Origin of the sequence: Pseudoduganella umbonata (genome assembly GCF_014192225.1) — a bacterium.
Taxonomy (GTDB): Bacteria; Pseudomonadota; Gammaproteobacteria; order Burkholderiales; family Burkholderiaceae_D; genus Rugamonas; species Rugamonas umbonata.
Window position 1 is genome coordinate 359,583 of sequence record NZ_JACHXS010000003.1, and the last position, 18,523, is coordinate 378,105.

The 18,523-nt window shown below is 62.2% G+C and carries 12 protein-coding genes, 1 pseudogene and 1 riboswitch; of the genes and pseudogenes, 3 read left to right on the top strand and 10 right to left on the bottom strand.

The annotated features are described in order from the left end of the window. Positions 1-3 precede the first annotated feature (3 nt). From FHS02_RS10235 to FHS02_RS10245, 3 genes are read right to left on the bottom strand one after another with little or no spacing between them, the layout of a single operon-like run. On the bottom strand, positions 4-828 hold the full coding sequence (locus tag FHS02_RS10235; protein WP_137313331.1) for an ABC transporter ATP-binding protein: 825 nt from the start codon (positions 826-828) through the stop codon (positions 4-6). Between the two features lie 2 nt (positions 829-830). Next, positions 831-1,688, bottom strand: a complete 858-nt coding sequence (locus FHS02_RS10240; protein WP_229422573.1) for an ABC transporter permease — start codon at positions 1,686-1,688, stop codon at positions 831-833. A gap of 7 nt (positions 1,689-1,695) precedes the next feature. Further along, on the bottom strand, positions 1,696-2,709 hold the full coding sequence (locus tag FHS02_RS10245) for an ABC transporter substrate-binding protein (protein WP_137313332.1): 1,014 nt from the start codon (positions 2,707-2,709) through the stop codon (positions 1,696-1,698). Positions 2,710-2,766: 57 nt separating this feature from the next. Next, positions 2,767-2,871, bottom strand: a riboswitch (guanidine-I (ykkC/yxkD leader). Between the two features lie 249 nt (positions 2,872-3,120). Here FHS02_RS10245 and FHS02_RS10250 point away from each other — a divergent pair. Continuing rightward, positions 3,121-3,267: a hypothetical protein gene (locus tag FHS02_RS10250; protein ID WP_175424763.1), complete on the top strand. Its 147-nt coding sequence runs from the start codon at positions 3,121-3,123 to the stop codon at positions 3,265-3,267. Positions 3,268-3,345: 78 nt separating this feature from the next. Here the strand turns inward: FHS02_RS10250 and FHS02_RS32065 are convergent. Both FHS02_RS32065 and FHS02_RS10260 read right to left on the bottom strand, forming a co-directional pair. Beyond that, positions 3,346-3,447: pseudogene (locus FHS02_RS32065) on the bottom strand (PEP-CTERM sorting domain-containing protein); the annotation flags it as partial. Positions 3,448-3,514: 67 nt separating this feature from the next. Beyond that, a complete protein-coding gene (locus FHS02_RS10260) occupies positions 3,515-3,877 on the bottom strand; it encodes a hypothetical protein (RefSeq protein WP_137313333.1) in 363 nt (120 codons plus the stop codon). Positions 3,878-4,110: 233 nt separating this feature from the next. Here FHS02_RS10260 and FHS02_RS10265 point away from each other — a divergent pair, with 233 nt between their 5' ends. After that, positions 4,111-5,718 carry a mechanosensitive ion channel family protein gene (locus tag FHS02_RS10265; RefSeq protein WP_229422574.1) on the top strand — a complete coding sequence of 536 codons (1,608 nt, stop codon included), beginning with the start codon at positions 4,111-4,113 and terminating at the stop codon, positions 5,716-5,718. 75 nt (positions 5,719-5,793) lie between these two features. Here FHS02_RS10265 and FHS02_RS10270 read toward each other — a convergent pair whose 3' ends face one another. Further along, positions 5,794-8,445: a bifunctional diguanylate cyclase/phosphodiesterase gene (locus FHS02_RS10270; protein ID WP_221403829.1), complete on the bottom strand. Its 2,652-nt coding sequence runs from the start codon at positions 8,443-8,445 to the stop codon at positions 5,794-5,796. Between the two features lie 303 nt (positions 8,446-8,748). Then, positions 8,749-11,622 (bottom strand): sensor domain-containing diguanylate cyclase, encoded by a 2,874-nt coding sequence (locus FHS02_RS10275; protein ID WP_175424765.1) that lies wholly within the window; start codon positions 11,620-11,622, stop codon positions 8,749-8,751. A 388-nt stretch (positions 11,623-12,010) separates the two neighbouring features. Between FHS02_RS10275 and FHS02_RS10280 the strand changes: the two genes are divergently transcribed. Continuing rightward, entirely contained in the window at positions 12,011-12,328 is a 318-nt protein-coding gene (locus FHS02_RS10280; protein ID WP_137313337.1) for a hypothetical protein, read from the top strand. Between the two features lie 23 nt (positions 12,329-12,351). On the opposite strand, the gene FHS02_RS10285 is transcribed toward FHS02_RS10280, so the two are convergent. Genes FHS02_RS10285 through FHS02_RS10295 form a run of 3 tightly spaced genes read right to left on the bottom strand, consistent with a single transcriptional unit; the run spans position 12,352 to position 18,405 of the window. Then, positions 12,352-12,735: a hypothetical protein gene (locus FHS02_RS10285; protein WP_137313338.1), complete on the bottom strand. Its 384-nt coding sequence runs from the start codon at positions 12,733-12,735 to the stop codon at positions 12,352-12,354. Continuing rightward, positions 12,728-15,472: a hypothetical protein gene (locus tag FHS02_RS10290; RefSeq protein WP_137313339.1), complete on the bottom strand. Its 2,745-nt coding sequence runs from the start codon at positions 15,470-15,472 to the stop codon at positions 12,728-12,730. The genes FHS02_RS10285 and FHS02_RS10290 overlap by 8 nt, the downstream gene beginning before the upstream one ends. Then, positions 15,469-18,405 (bottom strand): hypothetical protein, encoded by a 2,937-nt coding sequence (locus FHS02_RS10295; RefSeq protein WP_137313340.1) that lies wholly within the window; start codon positions 18,403-18,405, stop codon positions 15,469-15,471. Before FHS02_RS10295 ends, FHS02_RS10290 begins: the two co-directional genes overlap by 4 nt. Positions 18,406-18,523 lie beyond the last annotated feature (118 nt).

Here is an 18,523-nt window from a genome sequence, read left to right on the forward strand (position 1 = left end):
CCTTCAGGTTTGAATACTGCGGGTAAGCTTGGCAAGTTGCTCCAGGTCCGTCCTGACGCCGGAGGTCTCGCGGATGCGGTCGAGGATCTGCCGCTTCACAGCGGCGAATGCCGGCGCCAGCTTCAGGTCCTGGTCGCGCTCCAGGCCGAACGGCACGTCGACGATGGAATCGATGCGGCCCGGCCGCGGCGCCATCACGACCACGCGGTCGCCGAGATAGATCGCCTCCTCGACGTCGTGCGTGACGAACACCACGGTCATCCGTTCCAGACGGTAGACGTGGCGGATCAGGTCGTGCATGACCTCGCGGGTCTGCGCATCGAGTGCGCCGAACGGTTCGTCCATCAGCAGCACGTCGGGCCGCACCATCAGGGCGCGGGCGATGGCCACGCGCTGCTGCATGCCGCCCGACAGCTCGGCCGGATAGGCGCGCGCCACGTGCTGCAGGCCCATCAGCGAGACCAGTGCATCGGCCCGGCCGGAGGCAATCTCGACGTCCGTGGACGTGAGGTCCTGGCGGCCGTTCTTCAGCCTGCGGCAAAAGCGGATGTTGTCCATCACGGTCAGCCACGGATACAGGCTGTAGCTCTGGAACACCATGGAACGGTCCGGCCCGGGCCCATCGACGATGCGGCCGTTGCAGGTGATGGTGCCCTGGCCGTATTCCTCCAGGCCGCCGAGCGTGCGCAGCAAGGTCGACTTGCCGCAGCCGGACGCCCCGACCAGCGTGACGAATTCGCCGGCGCCGACCGCGAGATCGATGCCGCTCAGCGCCTGGGTGGTGCCGTAGTACTTGGTCAGGCCGGCGATGGAAATCTTGTGCGTCATAATCAGCCTCGCAGGTGGTACCAGGGGAAGCAGCGCCGGTGCAGCCAGCGGAACGCCTGGTCCGTCAGCAGGCCGATCAGGCCGATCAGCAGGATCCCGGCGAAGATCTTGTCGGTCTGCAGGAAGCGCTGCGCCTTCAGGATCGAGAAGCCCAGGCCGGAATTGGCGGCAACCAGTTCCGCGACCACCAGGTAGGTCCATGCCACGCCCATGCTGGTGCGCAGGGTATCGAGCATGGCGGGACGGGCGGCCGGGATCAGCACGTGCTGCACGATCTCGCCGTTCGTCGCGCCCATCGTGCGCGCCGCCTCGACCGGGGCGTTCGGCACCCGCGCCACGTCGTCCGCCACCATCAGCACCATCTGGAAGAAGGTGCCGATCCAGATCACCGCAACCTTGGCGCTCTCGTCGATGCCGACCCACAACATGATCAGGGGAATGAACGCCACGGCCGGCAGGTAGCGGCTGAAGTCCGTCAACGGCCCCAGCACCGCCCGGGCCGGCGCGTAGGTGCCAATCAGCACCCCTACCGGCAGCGCGACCACCGCCGAGGCGACAAAGCCGCCGAACACGCGCCCGATGCTGACGGCGACGTCGCCCGCCAGGCCATCCTCGGCGAACCAGTCGGCGCAGCGCTGCACCACCTGCAGCGGCGTCGGCAGGAACACCGGGTCCACCCAGCCCGCCATCGACACGACCGCCCAGGCCAGGAACGGCAGCAGGAAGCCCGCGACAGCCAGGGCAACGGCCGCCGGCCGGCTCATGGCGCCGCGCACGTCCCAGGGGGAACGCCGGTTGCGTGGCGCGGCCATCGCGCCCTCCGGGCGCAAGGCGCCGCCGTTGCTTACGAAGTTCGGCATCGCAACCTCACTTGCGCAGCGCATCGGCCAGCAGCGACGGATCCAGCGCGCCCGCATAGTTCACCGGCGCGGTGACCAGCTTGTTCTGGCTGAGGAACTGGTGAACGGCGGGGCCGACCGCGACCAGCGATTGCGGATGCTTCGGGTCGAACGCGGCGAGGTTGTCGACGCCGTTGAAGAAACGGGTGCCCGGCAGGAAGACGCGGTACTCGTCCGGCTTCATGCCGACCACCTTCGACATGATCTGCAGCGCCTCGGCCTGGTTGGTGCGGATGAACGCTTCCGTTTCCATCCATGCCTTGATCATGCCGACCAGATCGGCGCGCTTGGTCTTGTCGCCGAGCGCCTTGCCATGGGCGACCAGCAGGTCCGCGACCATGCCAGGCATGTCCTTCGATGTAAACAGCGCCTTGCCCTTGCCGCTGGCCTGTATCCTGGCGATCCACGGATTCCACACCACGGCGGCATCGACGCGGCCTGTCATGAAGGCGGCCGCCGCGTCGGCGGCGCCCAGGTTGACGAGCTTGACGTCGGAAGCCTTCATGCCATGGCGCGCCAGCGCGTTGACCAGCACGAAATGGGAGACGCTGAAATGTTCCAGCGCGACCGTCTTGCCCTTCAGGTCCGCGAACGAGCGGATCTTCGGGTTCACCATGAGCGCATCGTTGCCGGCCGAATTATCGTTGACCAGCACGACCTTGACATTCAGGTTGCGCGACAGGGGCGTCATCGTGTCGGACCAGGTCTGCGCATTCGCGTCCAGCTGGCCGGACGACAGCGCGGCGACCGAATCGGAGTAGTTGGGGAACCAGACCAGCCTGACGTTGGCGCCGTGCTTCTTGAAGAAGCCCTTCTGTTCGGCGACATACCATGCGACCCAGCCGGGCCAGTCGGACAGGCCGACCTTGACCTCGGCATGTGCGGGCAGCGTGGCGCCGAGCGCGCAGGCTGCCAACAAGACGGATCCGGTGAACTTGCGGGCGAAACGGGAGGTAAAGCGCGAGAATGGGTTCGGTCGCATCGTGGAGCTCCAGAGTGGATAAAGGCGAGGAGGCGAGCGATCACACATCGTGTGATGGCCTCCCGGGCTTTTATCCCTCCGTGTAGCTCCGCACCGTAGTGGGAACCGGACGCTCTCGGACCAGACACCGCTTTCGCGGCCGGAACCCTAGCGCCCATGCTCAAGAAGTGACACGCATGATCTGTCTCACCTCTCGCTGCAGTCAGTTATGCAAACCGCGTGCCATGGCGATCCATGCATGGCGAGGCGATTTTTCCTGCTGCCCGGCACCAAGTCAGCGCACTGCCGCAGTACCGCGGTTGAAAAATGTGCACTGCCGCGTCAAATTGGTGCAACAGAGGCGGTGATGGCCAGCGGCTGGCTGGCATCCAACTTGCTGCGACCAGTGCACCGATACCGATGGAGCACATCATGCAGCATCTTCAGGCCATGGTTCACCGACTCCCCAAAGCCGCCCGCTTCCTGATCGAGATGCTGGCCTGCCGGGCAATGGTGCACCTGCCCGGCAGCGAAGTGCACCGCTTGCGAAGGCAGCTGGCGGAACGCAAGGCCTTGTGAATGTTATTGGCCAGATCGCGCAAATCTGCGTCGTACCCTTTTCACGCACGGATCTGAAGCACGGATCAACGCGGGGATCTATTTCCTGGTCCGCCGCGCGAGAAAACCCAATATTCCAAGTCCGCCTATCAGCATGCCATATGTGGCTGGCTCGGGCACCGGCGCCGCAACCGATAAATGAAGGTCATTGACCGTCAGCCAGGTATTATCCTGAACCGGTCCGTTGACGAACACGGTGGCCAGCGCATTATCGGTAACAAATCCGATAAAGGAAGTCTGTGTCGGCAGTTTCAAATCCCGCAAATGGTGCAAGATCGTCCAGGGTATCTACTTCGGTTTGCCCTGCTGCGGCAAGATAAGAAGTCAGATCGGTAAAGACGCGTACGCCAGCATTTGCAAGGCCCGATGCGGACGATAAAGCGGCAGCCAGCATCAGAAAAACCAGAATGGCTCGGTTATTCATCGCGATCACCATGAAAGTAAATCTGTTGCTGAGGTTTTGACTGTAGTCCGCATTCACTGATAGCGCAGTCATTTCAGCGTACGTGCAGGCTTTTTGCCTCATTGCTGCCAAAAATGTATTCCGGCAATAAATAATACGCTCGCGCATATAACATTTATTTCATTCGGCGTTGGACGTTAGCGTCATTCAACGCCGCGCGGTAGTCCGGTATCGCGGAGAACCGCTATTGAACCGAAGGTGGCTTGGCGGGACGGGCGAGCCCATGTAAAGATGGGCGGTAATCAGCCGCCGACCATCAACTCCCCTGCCGCCCACTCATGCCAACCTTGCCATCCCTTCAGCACCTGCGCCTGGCCTTGCTGGCCTGCATGCTCATGCTCATGTTCATGCTTTCCTCGTTCGTCCTGGCGGCACCCGCGCAGGAGACGGCGGCCCCGAACGCGGAGCTGGCTGTGGCCAACCGCACCATCTTCGTATTCCGCTCGCCGCTGGCCGGCTACTCGCCGGCCGACCGGGCCGAGGCCGCGCAGCGCCGCCTCGACCGGGCGCTCGCCGCAAAGGGGCCGGGCACCACCAGCATCCGCTCGATCCCGGAAGGCACCCAGGTGCTGCTCGATGGATCGCTGCTGTTCCTGGTCACGCCGGACGACATCAACCTGCTCGCCGGCGACACGTCCGACACCGTCGCGGCGGACAGCGCGGCCCGGCTGTCGGTGGCGCTGGGCGAAAGAACGAAACAGGCCAGTCCGCGCTATCTCGCCATCGCCGCCGCACTGGCCTTCGCGGCGACGCTGGCCTGCCTGCTGGCCCTGCGCGGCATCAGATCGGCCCAGGGCTGGGCGGACCGGCGCCTGCAGGTGCTGCTGGCCAGGCGGCTCGAACGGCTCAGTTTCCGCAATGTGCGCCTGCTGGACGCCGAGCATTACGTCGGCCTGGTGCGCCGGCTGGCGATCGGCGCAGCCTGGGCCCTCAGGCTGCTGGCGGGCTATCTCTGGCTCACTTTCGTGCTGCGCCAGTTCCCCTATTCGCGCGCCTGGGGCGAATGGCTGCAGGGGCACCTGGTTGAAACCGGCGCGCATATCGCGCGCGAAGTGGCCGCCGCGGTGCCGGGCCTGCTGATCGTGCTGCTCATCGCGGCCGTCGCACGCGTCGCGACGCTGACGGTCACGTCGGTCTCCCGGCGGATCGAAAGCGGACAACTCCAGCTCGGCGGACTCGACAAGGATACGGCCGCGCCCAGCCGCCGCCTGGCCAACCTGGTGATCTGGCTGTTCGCGCTGGCCATGGCCTATCCCTACCTTCCGGGTTCGCACACGGCCGCCTTCCAGGGCGTGACGGTGCTGGCCGGCCTGATGGTGTCGATCGGCGCCTCCAGCATCGTCGCCCAGGGCGCGGCAGGCCTGATCCTGATGTACACCCGGCCGCTGCGCAAGGGCGAATACGTGAAGATCGGCGAGGCCGAAGGCACCGTCGTCGACCTGGGCATGTTCAGCACGCGCCTGCGCAACGGCCTGGGCGAAGAGGTGTCGATGCCGAACGCCTACGTGCTCGCCAACACGACGAAGAACCTGTCGCGGGCCTATCCGGGCACCGGTTTCGTGGTCGACACCACGGTCACCATCGGCTACGACACGCCCTGGCGCCAGGTGCATGCCATGCTGGAAACCGCGGCGCGCAACACGGAGAGCATCCTGGCGACGCCCCCTCCTTTCGTCGCGCAGACGGCGCTGTCCGACTTCTACATCGAGTACCGCCTGGTCGCCTACGCCGACGTGAGCGCACCGCGCGCCCGCGCCGAAGTCCTGAGCCACCTGCTCCAGAACGTCGTCGACGAGTTCAACCGCCAGGGCGTGCAGATCATGTCGCCGCACTTCACGCAGGAACCGAAGACGGCCCAGCTGGTGCGGCCGCCCGACTGGCATGGTCCCGCGGCGCAGGCAGCGCCGGCGGAGACTGCCGGCACGGCTTCCCGCGAAGCCTCGGCATGAGCGGGGGCTTGCGCGGTACGCCGCGGCTGTTCCAGTCGTTGTGAGTACGGCAGGCCGAACGAAGGCGGGCGATGGCTACCACACGCACCGTGCCAGCACCGGCTGCGTCGCCGTGGCCGGCAGCGGCATCGAGATGAAGTAGCCCTGCAACTCGTCGCAATCGAGCTGCTTCAGCCGCCGGGCCTGGCCGGCCGTCTCGACGCCCTCCGCCACCACCCGCATGCCCAGCGCGTGGGCCATGGTGATGATGGCCGTGAAGAACACGCTGCCCTCCCTGGTCTTTTCCAGTTCGGCGGTGAACGCCTTGTCCACCTTGAGCACATCGAAATCGAGGCGCTGCAGCTGCGACAGCGACGAATAGCCGGTGCCGAAATCGTCGACGGCCAGGGCGATCCCCAGCTGCTGCATGGTTTCCAGGGCCCGCGACACGTGGGCACTGTCGGCCGTCATCGACGACTCGGTCAGTTCGATCTCGACGAGCCGCGGGGCCACGCCATGGCGCAGCAGCGCCTTGCGCAGGACGTCGGTCACGTCGGATTCGTTGAACTGCCGGGGCGATACGTTGATGGAAACCGGAACCACGTGCCTGCCCTGCTCCGACCACTGGGCGATCTGCGCGCAGACCTTGTCGATGACGACTTCGCCGAGCTGCACGATCAAGCCGGTTTCCTCCGCAAGCGGAATGAAATCGATCGGTTCGAGGATCCCCCTGGCCGGATGGGCCCACCGGACCAGGGCCTCCAGGCTACAGGTCTCGCCGGTGGCCACCTCGACGCGGGGCTGGTAATACAGGATCAGCTGGTCGGCGTCGAGCGCGTGCCGCAGTTCCGCGTTGCGGTCGATCTTCGCGCGGATGGACTCGTAGTAGTCCCGATCGAAGAAACGATAGTTCATCTTGCCGCTCGTCTTGACGGCATACATGGCAGCGTCGGCATGGGTGAGGAGCTCCTGCATGTCGGCACCGTCTTCCGGGAACAGGCTGATGCCGATCGACGCGCCGACGGGGTAGCTGCACTCGGCGATGCGGAACCGTTCCTGGAACGCCTGCAATACCCGCTCCGCGACCTGGGCCACCGCGGCGCGGTCCTGCACCTGCTCGACGACCACGACGAACTCGTCTCCGCCGACCCGCACGACGTGGTCCGTCGGCCGGACCGCCAGTCGCAGGCGTTTCGCGACATTGCGCAGCAGCTCGTCGCCGCGCAGATGGCCGGCGGTATCGTTGACGTTCTTGAAGCCGTCGAGATCGACGAACAGCAGTGCCACCGTGCCGTTCCTGTCGCCGGCGCGCTGCAGGGCGGCCGGCAGGTAGGCGGTCATCCAGTGGCGGTTGGGCAGCCCGGTCAGCAGGTCTTCGTTGCCGCGGCGCTCCAGTTCGAACATGTGCTGCTTGCTCTCGGTGATGTCCCAGGCGGTCACCGACAGCAGGCCTTTCGAGTGCGCCATCTTCAGGCGGTACCACTTTTCCCGCCCGTCCTGCAACGGCACTTCGATCTCGTCCTCGAAGACGCCGCGTTCCAGGGCAATGATGAAACGGTGCCGCAGCCGGGCATGCCAGTCGCTGTCGTCCGCCTGGTGGAGCTTCGACAGCCGGGCACCGATCAGGGCCTGGCGCGGCCTGCCGTACAGCTCGGCCCCGGTCTGGTTGCAATCGACGACTTCGAAGTCGGCGATGCCGCCATTCCGGTCCCGGATGGCACGGCAGATGTAGAACCCTTCGGTGCCCTCTTCCGTCGCCAGCCGGTAGGCTTCGCGGGCCAGTTCCACCTGGTACTGGCGCCAGCCGAGGCGCACGGAAAGCGCCATGGCGATCAGCGTGAAGATGGCCAGGACGGCACTGCTGATGATCGTCCGCGTCAGCGTGTTCGCCCTGAACTTCGCGAAGGCGGCAAAGGCTTCCTGCTCGTCGAGGCCGGCAATGGCAACGACCGGGAACCCGGGCACCTGCTGCCAGCCCAGGTAACGGTTGCGCCGGTCGCCGAACCACCTGGCGCCATCGACGAGCATGCTGCCCCCAGGCCTGGCCAGCAGCGCATCGCGCAACGCCGCGGCACCCGGGGCCCCGGCGAATGGACTCGTATAGGACGCATAGGTGGTTTCGCCAACCCGGCTGGCACGGATCGCGCCGTCGCTGCCGAGGATCGACAGCAGTCCGTTGCCGCCAAGGGTGACCCGGTCGTAATTGGCCGTCAGGTAGGCCGGCGCGACCGCCGCACGCACTACCCCCGCGAAGGCGCCATCGCCGCCGGCCAGGCGGCGGGAAAAATGCACGACGCTGCGGCCGGTCGAGCGGCCTTTCGCCGCCTCGCCCACGTACAGGGTGTCCGCCACCTGCGTTGCGTGGAACCGGTAATACATCCGGTCCGACACATCCTCGGCGCGGACAGGCAGCGTATTGGTGATCAGTTTTCCATCCGGGCCCACGATGCCGACGTTGAAGATCGGCGTGGACGGGAACAGCCCGGGCGCGCTGTGGCCTTCCAGCCGCAGGCGCTGGTCGCTGAGCGCCCACTCGAAGCGCACGTGCTGCAGGATCTGGTCGATCATGTGGAAAGTGCGGGCCAGGTGCCCGGCATAACCCCGCGCGATGGTGGCGGCATCGCGCAGCGCATCCTCTTCCAGCGCGCGACGCTCCCGTTCGAGCGAGTCGAGGATGGATGACCAGCCCAGTCCGGCAATGCATAGCGAAAGAAGCGGCCACAGCAGGATGAGCCTGGAGCGCCGCATGACAAACGATATTCCCGGTCTGATATCCATGTGCGTGAGACGCCCCGTCAGGAATGCAACAGCTGCCTGCGCATGGACAGGCATCCAGTCGCGATGGCTCGGCAACAGCGCCGCGGTGTCGCTGTCGGCGCGCCAGATCTGCGTGCCGGTACCAGGGGGCACACGCCCGGTGATGACATGATGATCTTGTTCGAAGAGCAAGCAGTGTAACCGATATGCCTGCATGCCGGTGACATGGCCGGGGCCCGTTCCAGTACTTGGCCCGACAGGACGTGGCCTTTCAGGCAGTCCTGCTCCCCGCCATCAGGCTGCCTTCTCCGCCCGCATGTCCGCCACCGTGAAACACCCGCGCCCCCGCGACTTGGCGGCATACAGGGCCCGGTCGGCGGTCTCGTTCAGTTCGGCAAGCACGACGGGGAACTCCTTCGTGTATGCGACTCCGACACTCGTCGACACCTTGCGCGCACCCGTGGCCAGGTCGAACGGCGCCTGGAATGCGGCAATGATCTTTTCCGCCACCAGGGCCGCCTCGTCCCGCCCGTTCAGCCCTTCCAGTATCACGGTGAATTCATCCCCGGCCAGCCGGCAGACGGTATCGGTCACACGCACGGCGCCTTTCACGCGGCGGGCGAACTCCTGCAGCACGATATCGCCCGCGGCATGGCCCAGGGTGTCGTTGACCTGCTTGAAATGGTCGACGTCGAGGAACATCAGCGCCAGTCCGTGGCCGCTGCGCCGGGCGCGCTGCGCGGCCGCTTCCAGGCCTTCCTGGTAGGAACGGCGGTTGGGCAGGCCGGTCAGCATGTCGACCCGTGCCAGCCGGCGCAATTCCTCTTCGTGGCGCTTGGCTGCGGAGATGTCGGCACCCAGCACGTAGACACCGTTGCAGACGCCGTCGTGCACGTCGGGAATGCGCGTCACTTCGACGGTACGGGCCAGCGTGCCCTGCCCGATGGTCATCTCGAACGTGACATCGTCGTCGGTACCGCGCAGTTTGTCGCGGTGCGCCAGGTACAGCTCCTCGCCCATCACCTCGCGGACGGTCTTGCCGGGAATGCTGCCGGCCTGTACGCCGAACCAGGTTTCGTAGGTGGCGTTGGCGAAGGTGTAGCGCTCCGTGTGGTCGACATAGCCGATCAGGACGGGCAGGTTGTTCGTGATGGTGCGCAGGCTCCGTTCGCTCGCTTCCAGCCGCCGTGCCGACTCTTTCAGCACCGTCACGTCCTTCAGGGCGATGACGGCGCCGATGCCGGTACCGTCCTGCGCATGCAGCGCGCGGCCGCTGGCGAACAGGAAGCGCGGCGTGCCGTGGAGAGGCCTGACGACGACTTCCGCGTTTTCCACCAGTTCGCCGCGCAAGGCGCGGAACAGGGGCGCCCCCTCCGCGACCAGCGGCGTCTGGCCGTCGCCCAGGAAAAGACGGTAGTGGTCGGCCCATTCGTCGGACCGCAGTGGCGTGGATGGCAGGCCGTGGATCTCGCGCGCGGCGCGATTGAACATCGTCACCTCGCCGTCGCGCGAGCAGACCACGACGCCCACGTCGATCGAATCGAGCACGACGTCGAGCAGTTCGCGCTCCCTGGCCAGCGTGTCTTCGATTTCCTTGCGCTGCGAAATATCCTGGATGAAGGTACCGAAGAAGTGCGTGTCGCCCGCGTCGATCAGGCCGATCGTCATCTCGACGGGAAACTCGGCGCCGCTGCCGCGCAGGGCAAACAGCTGCAGCCGCTTGCCGACCACGCCGGAGCTGCTGCCGACGCCGAAGCGGCGCATGCCATCCTCGTGGGCCTGGCGGAAACGGGGCGGGATGATGGTTTCCGTTACAGTCTTGCCCAGTACCTCGGCGCGGGTGCGGCCGAAAATCTCCTCGGCGCGGGGATTCCAGTCCGTGATGCGGCCTTGCGCGTCGACGCCGACGAAGGCGTCGAGCGCCGTGTCGATGATGGCGCGCACCCGGTGTTCGCTCTTGCGCGTGTCCTCGACGGCCGCGTGCAGGGCGGCCGTGCGCTCGACGACACGTTTTTCCAGCGTGGCGTTCAGGTCGCGCAGGCCCGCTTCCTTGACGCGCACCTTGGCCAGCAGTTCATTGAGCGCAGCCTGCAGGATCTGCACTTCCGCCAGCCGGCTGTGCACGGGCGGAATCCGGTCCAGCTGGCCCGCCGTCAGCTCGCCGGCATGGCGGGTAATGCGCTCCAGCGGCCTGGCGATACCGCGCGAAAGCAGCCATACCAGCAGCGACACCAGGGCCGCCGCGCCGATACCGCCCCACAGGATCTTGGCGCGCAGCGCGTCGACGGGCCGGAACGCCTCGTCGAGCGGCTGGCGCACCAGCACGGTCCACTCCAGGCCCGGATACGAGTCGTGGCCGCGGCTCTTGCTGTAGCCCACCAGGTAACGCCTGCCGTCCGGCCAGGCTTCGATGACGGCGCCGTTCATGCCGCGCCGGGCCAGCTGGAAGCTTTGCGGGTCCAGGACCTTGTCCGCATACTCCGCCGGGCCAAGCAGCACGGCACCGCCCTTGCTGAGAATCAGGGTATCGACGCCCTTGCGCTCGGCCAGCGGGCGCAGCACGGAGCGCTGGACATCGGCCGCCCACTGCCAGCTCAGGTGCGTGCCGAGGATGCCCAGCACCTGCCCGTCCGCGTCCCGATAGGGAAAGGCGACGTCGAAAAAGCGCTTCGGCTCGCCGGTGGGATTGGGCAGCAGCTTGGCCAGCAGCACGGCTTCGTGCACGTCCAGCAGGTGCACGCCCCTGTTGGCCGCCTGGAACCACGGGCGGGCCGCGACGTTCTTCCCTTCGAGCAGGGCGCCAGTGGCGATCTTGACCTGGCCGCTGTTGTCGGTAATGCCGATCCACGCGTAATAAGGGTGGGTTTCCTGCATGCGCTCGAGCACGGCGCGCTTGGCAGGCACCGGCACGCTCGCGCTGGTGATTTCGTAGCGCTCGGCGATCAGCTGGACCTCGCGATAGCGCTCGTACATGCCACGGTCGAGCTTGTCCGTTGTCTGGAACGACAGTTCGGCAAGGTTCTGGCCGATTTCCTGCTCGACCTGCCTGGCCATGCTCTGGCCGACCACCTGCAGCGTGACGAAGGTCAGCAGCAGCATGACGGCTGCGGAGACCGCCGCCAGGGATGGTGCCAGGGCGATGCGCTTGAAACGGGGCAGGAAAACCATGGCGTAAATCACGGGAAAAAATGCAGTGGCCCATGGTAGCATGTAATGCCAATAGGAAATATTACTCCCGCGCTCAACACCGGCGGTAATGGCTCGCCGTGTCGTCAAATTGTCACGTGGGATATCTTGGATGCACGTTTTCCAGCGCGGCCGACGCTCAAATGCGCAATGACGATCCCGATGGAGAGCGTAGCAAACGTTGGGCAGGATTGCAGAATACCGGAACGCCATGCTTCCCGCCGCGCGCGCTCACGCACTTGCTGTTTTCGGCGCGATAACGTATGAACGCATACTTCCGAAGACTCCGGTCCCGCCGTCCGAACTCTCGGTACCAGGCGCCAGCGTTGTGATCACTCCGACGACCTCTTGCAATCCGCCTGATTCGGCCATGAGCGCCGACGCGCGGGGAATCGGTCGCTGGCCACGCGTCGGTGATGCCGATGACGCGCGTCGTATCGGGCAGCTTGATATCCAGGACAGCCAGCATCCCGGCGCGGATCTCGTAATCTGCCTGGTGCGCCGAGGCCAGCGTGACGTGATCGCTGTTCAGCAACGCCCCAGCAATATGGCTAGGTCGTTGGTTTCGATCGCCGGCACCGGCGGCACCAGACCTTCCAGCCTGAACAACAGATCGAGCAGCTCGCGGTTCACCATGCTGCTATTCGGCAATATCCAGTCGCGTCGGCAGGCTGAGGCGAACGTATGATCCAAGTATTGACTGCAAAGGCGTTATGACGAGTCTTCCTCCGCTTGTTTTCGCGGGCACGCATCCTTTCTCAGGACAATTGTGATCTCGTCATTGCGGTATATTCGTTCTTGCTTCAACTTTCCGAAGTCCACCTGCCAACCTCTCGTACAGGCATAGCTCCACTCCACCATGGACTGTGAGAGCTGGAATTCCTCCTTCAGATCCTGCCAATAAATTTGACGTTGCACACGGATCTTGCGCCAATAAAGCCCTTCGGAAAAGCTGGCGTTCTGTGACTTGGCCAGTTCGAAGTTTGGCACTTGCCGCAATCCATATTCCGTCAAATTTGATTTGACCGCACCGACAGCAATCGTTCCCATGGCAAAAGCAACCATGCAACCGACTTTTATGAGTGACTTATTCATCGCATGCCTTCAACGCACGAGACCAAACGTGCCGGGCAATGCTGCCATCAAGCTGCAGGGAATCCCCGATCATTTTCCACCATACTTTCTCGGATCGGAAAGAGTGCGAATACGCCAGCGAAACAGCGTGGCAAAACTTGCCACTGCGGCGCACCTCGATGACGAGTGCCAGGTTACGCCCGGCGGCCGGGCCGAGTGTTCGTTCTTCTGCGTCCTTGCAAACAACCTCCTCTCCTGTTATTGCGCACTTTTCTTGCTGGTCATCGATAGAGGAAGCATTGAAATCCGCGAAAAACTGAAGCGTCCTCGTAGTGAGAGCAGCGTGACCAGCTGTAGTGGCTGCGCGCGAGCCTTGTGCAGCCACTAGGTTGCCATCAATCACCTTGTCCATATAGTAGAAATCATTGCCTTCTGCAGGGTCGTCGCGAGGCCGCACACGAATGATTTTCGCCTTGATGAGTCCACTGATCCGCTCAGTCCATTGGGAATTGGGTAGCGCGGCAACGGCAGGGGTCCCTGTCTTCGCATACATTTCGATAGTGAGATTTGATTCGCTGGCTTTGTTATTCCATGCCCGCTTCACATCGGACAGCTTTTTGATGCCAGATTTTGATACCCCCGTTCCGATAACGACCGTATCGCGCAAGCCTGCCAGCAATTCCCCGTGCGCTTGGGCCATGGCCGGGTCATTGTTATCGAATAGTTTTCCTTCCGGTTTTCCAGGCTTGACAAAAGTTGCTTTCACTAGCGAACCATAGACCAGTCGGGCATATGTTTCCGCTACCTTCACGGAGGACCAGCGAGAGTCGCCGCCGCCCAGGATCAGATTGAGGTAGTCAGACCGGAAATTATTGGCCAAATTCAGCCTGAAGTTCTCCTGCTCAGGCGCGATCAGGTAGAGCGGCTCGGCGCTCCTGGGCGGTTTAAGTAATGCTTGACGCCACATGTACTCATGGTGAGCAGGCGGATCAGCATCCTCAAAGTGCACGCCAAGGTCGAACATGCGTACTGCCTGTTGCGCCCATGGCAAGGTTTCTAGGTCGCCGCCGAAGACGTTGCTCGAAAATAGATATCCAGGGGGTGGCGACAGTACGGCTTGGCCGGCGATTTTCACCTCTGGGTCCTGGCCACCCGTTAGGGGTGTGTCTTTCTTGACGGCCCCCAACGCCAGCAAATTCACCGCATACTTATTGATCGAAAAAGCAATAAAGCAACGAAAAACCACTTCGGGCGCACAGTTGTTTGGGCGAAGTGTCTCGATGGGAGGTGTTAAGGCGTAGCCAAGCACGGTGTCGATACTATTTTTTTGATAGTTACTTAAGGTCATGTTTCGCAGTTCCGGACGGCCCGCAATCACCGCAAAGGCCAGCGGAACTTTCGCTACCGAACCAATCACTCGCCTTTTCAATCCCTCCTCTCGAACTGGCACGGCACGATAATCACCGTTTGTATAGGCGCGTGGCGCGGGCGACTCCGGATAGCCAGCCAAGGCTATTACCTCCCCATTCCAGGCGTCTATCATGGTGATTGATCCATACAATGGGCGAGAGCTCCCCATTGCCCTCTTTCCAGACTTGTCCGATGTGAGTTCCTTTCTCAACTGCTTTATCGAGTCATCCAGAAGGCCAAAAAGTTCCTTCGAAATACCCGGATCGAGCGATAAGGTCACGCGAGCAGCAACGTTACTCCCCACAGTACGTAAGGCCTCGACAATCTGCACTTCGAAATTGGTCGGGCTCTGGCCCCAGCGTATGTGGCCTTTCGCTGTTTGCTGGAACAGCGGTTTTTGCTCGCCTCCTACCCGCGAGATGGATACAGCATCCTTTAGCAATGTTGCCGGAGAACGCTTGCCTGTATTGGCCAGAGTCGGCTTCCTGATCGTCAGCGTTGCTCCGACAGGAAAGAAAATCTTGGAACCAGCGCGCAAGGTGATCAGATCTTCGGTAGCGTGCGGGTGATGCAGACGCACTGAGCCATTTTTCAGGTCAGGCATGTTTTGCAAGATAGACAAATTGAGCCGCCTGTCCCATTCAGCTATCTTTTTGTTCTGATAGGTAATCAGTATGCGCCCACTGGCCAAGGGCGATGACTCCGACGGTGGTTTCGTGAGTTCGAGATGATGTGTTCGGTTTTCGTATTCGGGAGTAACCGGTTGCAACTGGACGCGTCGACGCGGCTTATTGTCGTAAAGATCGACGAGCAACTCTTCACCGCCGGCCTCTGCTTCAGTGGCGTACTGCACCAATAAGTTTGTAGTCGCAACGCTGATCGGAGGCTTGAAACCGCGGCTTGTACCCAGATAACGGCGGATCATGCAAGTCTCTTCATTCAGTTCGAAGACATCGCGATCCGCGGGAGTTCTTGGGTGATTAAAGCGGTAAACCTCGCCCGGTAGCGGGCTACGCAAGATTTCGCGATGAAGCGCAGCATACTGCTGGAATTTCGGTGCCAACGCGGTAGCAATACGCACTATGCAAGTATGTTCGGCTCCAGGCTCGCTTTCGTCTACGGATGCCGACTGACTCAGGCAGCGGCCTGCCGCCACGGCATGCCCTTCTTTGGTCCTGACTTGCCTTTCCCCGCAAAGCATGTCCATCTTGATCGCGTGAACATTGACCATCTCGACAAATGCAGACGACGCTCTGTCTGGAGCTGCTTCGGTGCCTACCGCCAGACTGGGCCAGAAGGATAGTAGAGGGCACATCACACGCAGCAGAAAAGCAGTCCTCATAATCATGATGTCACCTCTGCAGCATGCACTGGGAAACTCGACAGGCCGATGATCAATACAAAAGCGCCCTCCATCAGATCAGACCACGACAGAGCGCTGGTCAGATACACGTTCTTCCCTGTAAACAATACCCATTGAAGATTTACGGCAAGCATATAAAGCGACGCGCTGCAGAACACGACTGTGGCCACGGCAGCTGTCGTGACGCCTAAACTCAACGGCATGCGTCTCTGCTGACGAAATGCATACACAAGCAGAGTGCCGAATACCAACATCAACAAATAGGTGGTCCAGGTGCCAAACGGTGCGATCAGATGAAGCGCAGCAGCGTTGTCATACCGATTGAGCCCAATCCGGGGGTAGAGCGTCATGAGACCCCTTCCGGATGTGCCTGCCCATTGACCGGACAGGAAATCCAGCTCATCGAATACCTCTTCCATACCGATACCCTCGCGTGACACGCTGCCCTGTATCCGTTCGGGCATCAGCAGTCGAGCCACACGCAAGGCGTTTGGCCCCATGCTGCGTTGTTCATAGCAGGCGGCCAATGTGGCCAGATTGCCCTGGCAGGGCTGCTGTTCCCTCGGCCCGGTGCCTGCAAAGCCTGCCAGCAGTATCGTCAGGGCGACAATCCCTGGCCATAAAGTGACTTGTTGCCGCGTGGTTCGCACCTGTGCCAGCATCCAGCAAAAAACAGCCAGGGCAAAGAGACCGGCTACCCATCCGTAACCCTCAGTCACAACAGCGACATTAGCTGCCCAAAGCCCAGTGGGCGGCAATCGAACCGATAGCAACAAGGCCGATAGCGCCAGCACCGGCAATATCACCGTGACGAGAAGGGTCAAGTAAAAGATGGGGCCGGAGCGTCGCGCGCCCTGCTTTAGCTCGACACGGCCGGTATGCATGGCGTCGGCCGCAAACAGCAGGGCAGGACCAGTAAGGAATACAAAGACTGCTCCTGTGTCATTTGCAAGGAAGAATGCCCCGCATGCGAGTGCCATGCAAGCAGCCCATGACAGCGACAACGCCCACGTATGGCGGCCCCCATTCTCGGGTACGGATTTAGCTTGGAAATACAACCAGGCAAAACTCAGCACATATAGCGGGACCAGCAGAATCGTAATGCTCAGCCCACCTACGCCCTTTTCCCGTATGCCTGCGAGCACCAACATAAGGTGTATCAACGGTGGTACAAAGCCGACGGCAAAGAATACCCAGCGCGGTGCCGCGCGCCGTCGATGCCAAGTGGATCCCAAGGGGGCTAAGATCGTTCCCAAGCGGCCATTGCGCCATGCGTGCAAAACACGTGCAGCAACGAGTAATTCAAATATCAATGGCAATACGACAAACCAGAACAAGGTATATTCCACTCGTCGCTCGCTGGCGGCGCCATAGGCGGCTTCCTGAAGCACTGACAATACGCGCAGCAATATCAGGCTTTCGGCCAAGGTAAGGAGAGCCAAACCCCAGAAGGGATAAGGAAGTGATGCCTGGCGAATAGTCCAGTACCGAATCACCGCGCGCAGGCTACAGGCGCCGCTGGCGAGCAGCAGCAGCGGCCAGACTGGCAGGCCTATCTCTGAAATTGTCAATAGTATATGACCGGCATTGGCGGAATCGCCAAGCGCCAAGGGTTCTCCACTGGAGACTTTGTCGATCACGCCGTTCGGGCTGGCGACATTGAACACCGCACGACCGAACCCCGAGCAACCCGCTTCGAACAGCTCGGTTCCAGTCCTGGCACGCTCGGCACTTACGACGGCACCCTTTCCGTTGACGGTTGCCATCGATGACAAAACATTAATCTTGAATTCTCCCGCCATGCTCAGATTCGCTGGCACATCGTGATAGCCGCTGATAGCGAAGTCCCCCCGGCTGCCACAGGTGTCCAGCACTGACACGGTCGACCGCATAGGGCTTTCCAGCATGACTTGCAGCACTCCGTCAGGACCACCTGCACTACGCAGGCTGAAGGCCCCCATCGACAGGAGTCGGCTTACGCCAACTTCAACACTGTACCCACCGAGGCCGATGTAGTGAAGAAACACATTAACCTTGGGCACGGTTTCAGGCGCGGTGACGTCCACTTGCAGTACTGTCAGGGTGAGTGGCACCTTCTCGCCGACAGGCAGGCGAGACGAAGGGGATGGAAGTATCGGCACACCGTTTGCCAGCACGACTAATTGCGTGATCGTGTTCTGGTTCGCTATCGACGCGATGAATCGTTCCGTGCCGCTACCCTGCAGAAACACGAAGGGGTGTACTCCATTGCGGAAATCGACTGCTTCGAGTGATCCACCAGTACAATTTGGACGACCAAAATTTTCCAAAGGAAAAATACGGTTACCTCCCCTGCTACGGGGAAGCTCGCAGGCTGGAGAGTGGGTGCCTCCTTGTGTAACTGTAAGCCTGCCACGATTATCGATTTTCCAGGTGAACGGCGAATTTGCGCAGGTTTGCGCCCCTTTCTCAGCAAGACAAAATTCTGCGCTATCGGGCAAGGCATGACGTACATAGCCATAAGCTTTCGATATCCCGTCACTTGCCTGGGCAGTAAACAAGCGACCATCGTGGAAAACACTGCTCAGTACAAGCATGCCCTGCTCGACGCTGGCAGTCCCGGGCGGCACGCCGGATACCCTGACCAGCGCGGACTCGGGCCGTATCGACACCGTGCCGTGCTCGTCGCCAAAATGCACTCCGCGTGCGCGGGGGAACGCCAGCCCATAGACAATGGCGCGGAAAGCACCTAGCACGCGAAATTCAGCATTTTCAATCTCTCCGACGTGATCGCGCACATGACTCCCCGCCAGCGTTCCAAAAGCACCAATCAATAAGATCGCGCTGGTGAAGCAGCAGGCGACTGGCATCCAGCGATAACGGGTGCCCAGCCACACCATTGTCAGGCAGCACAGGCACGAAAAGAAAAACGGGTTCATTCGTACTCCCGGTGGGCCCGCTGACCGCTCCAGAGTTTGATCGAGTGGGTCAACCGGCAACTGATCGTGAGTGAAAGCGAGCTTTCCGCGCCATATGTCTTTGCAATAACCCGAGACA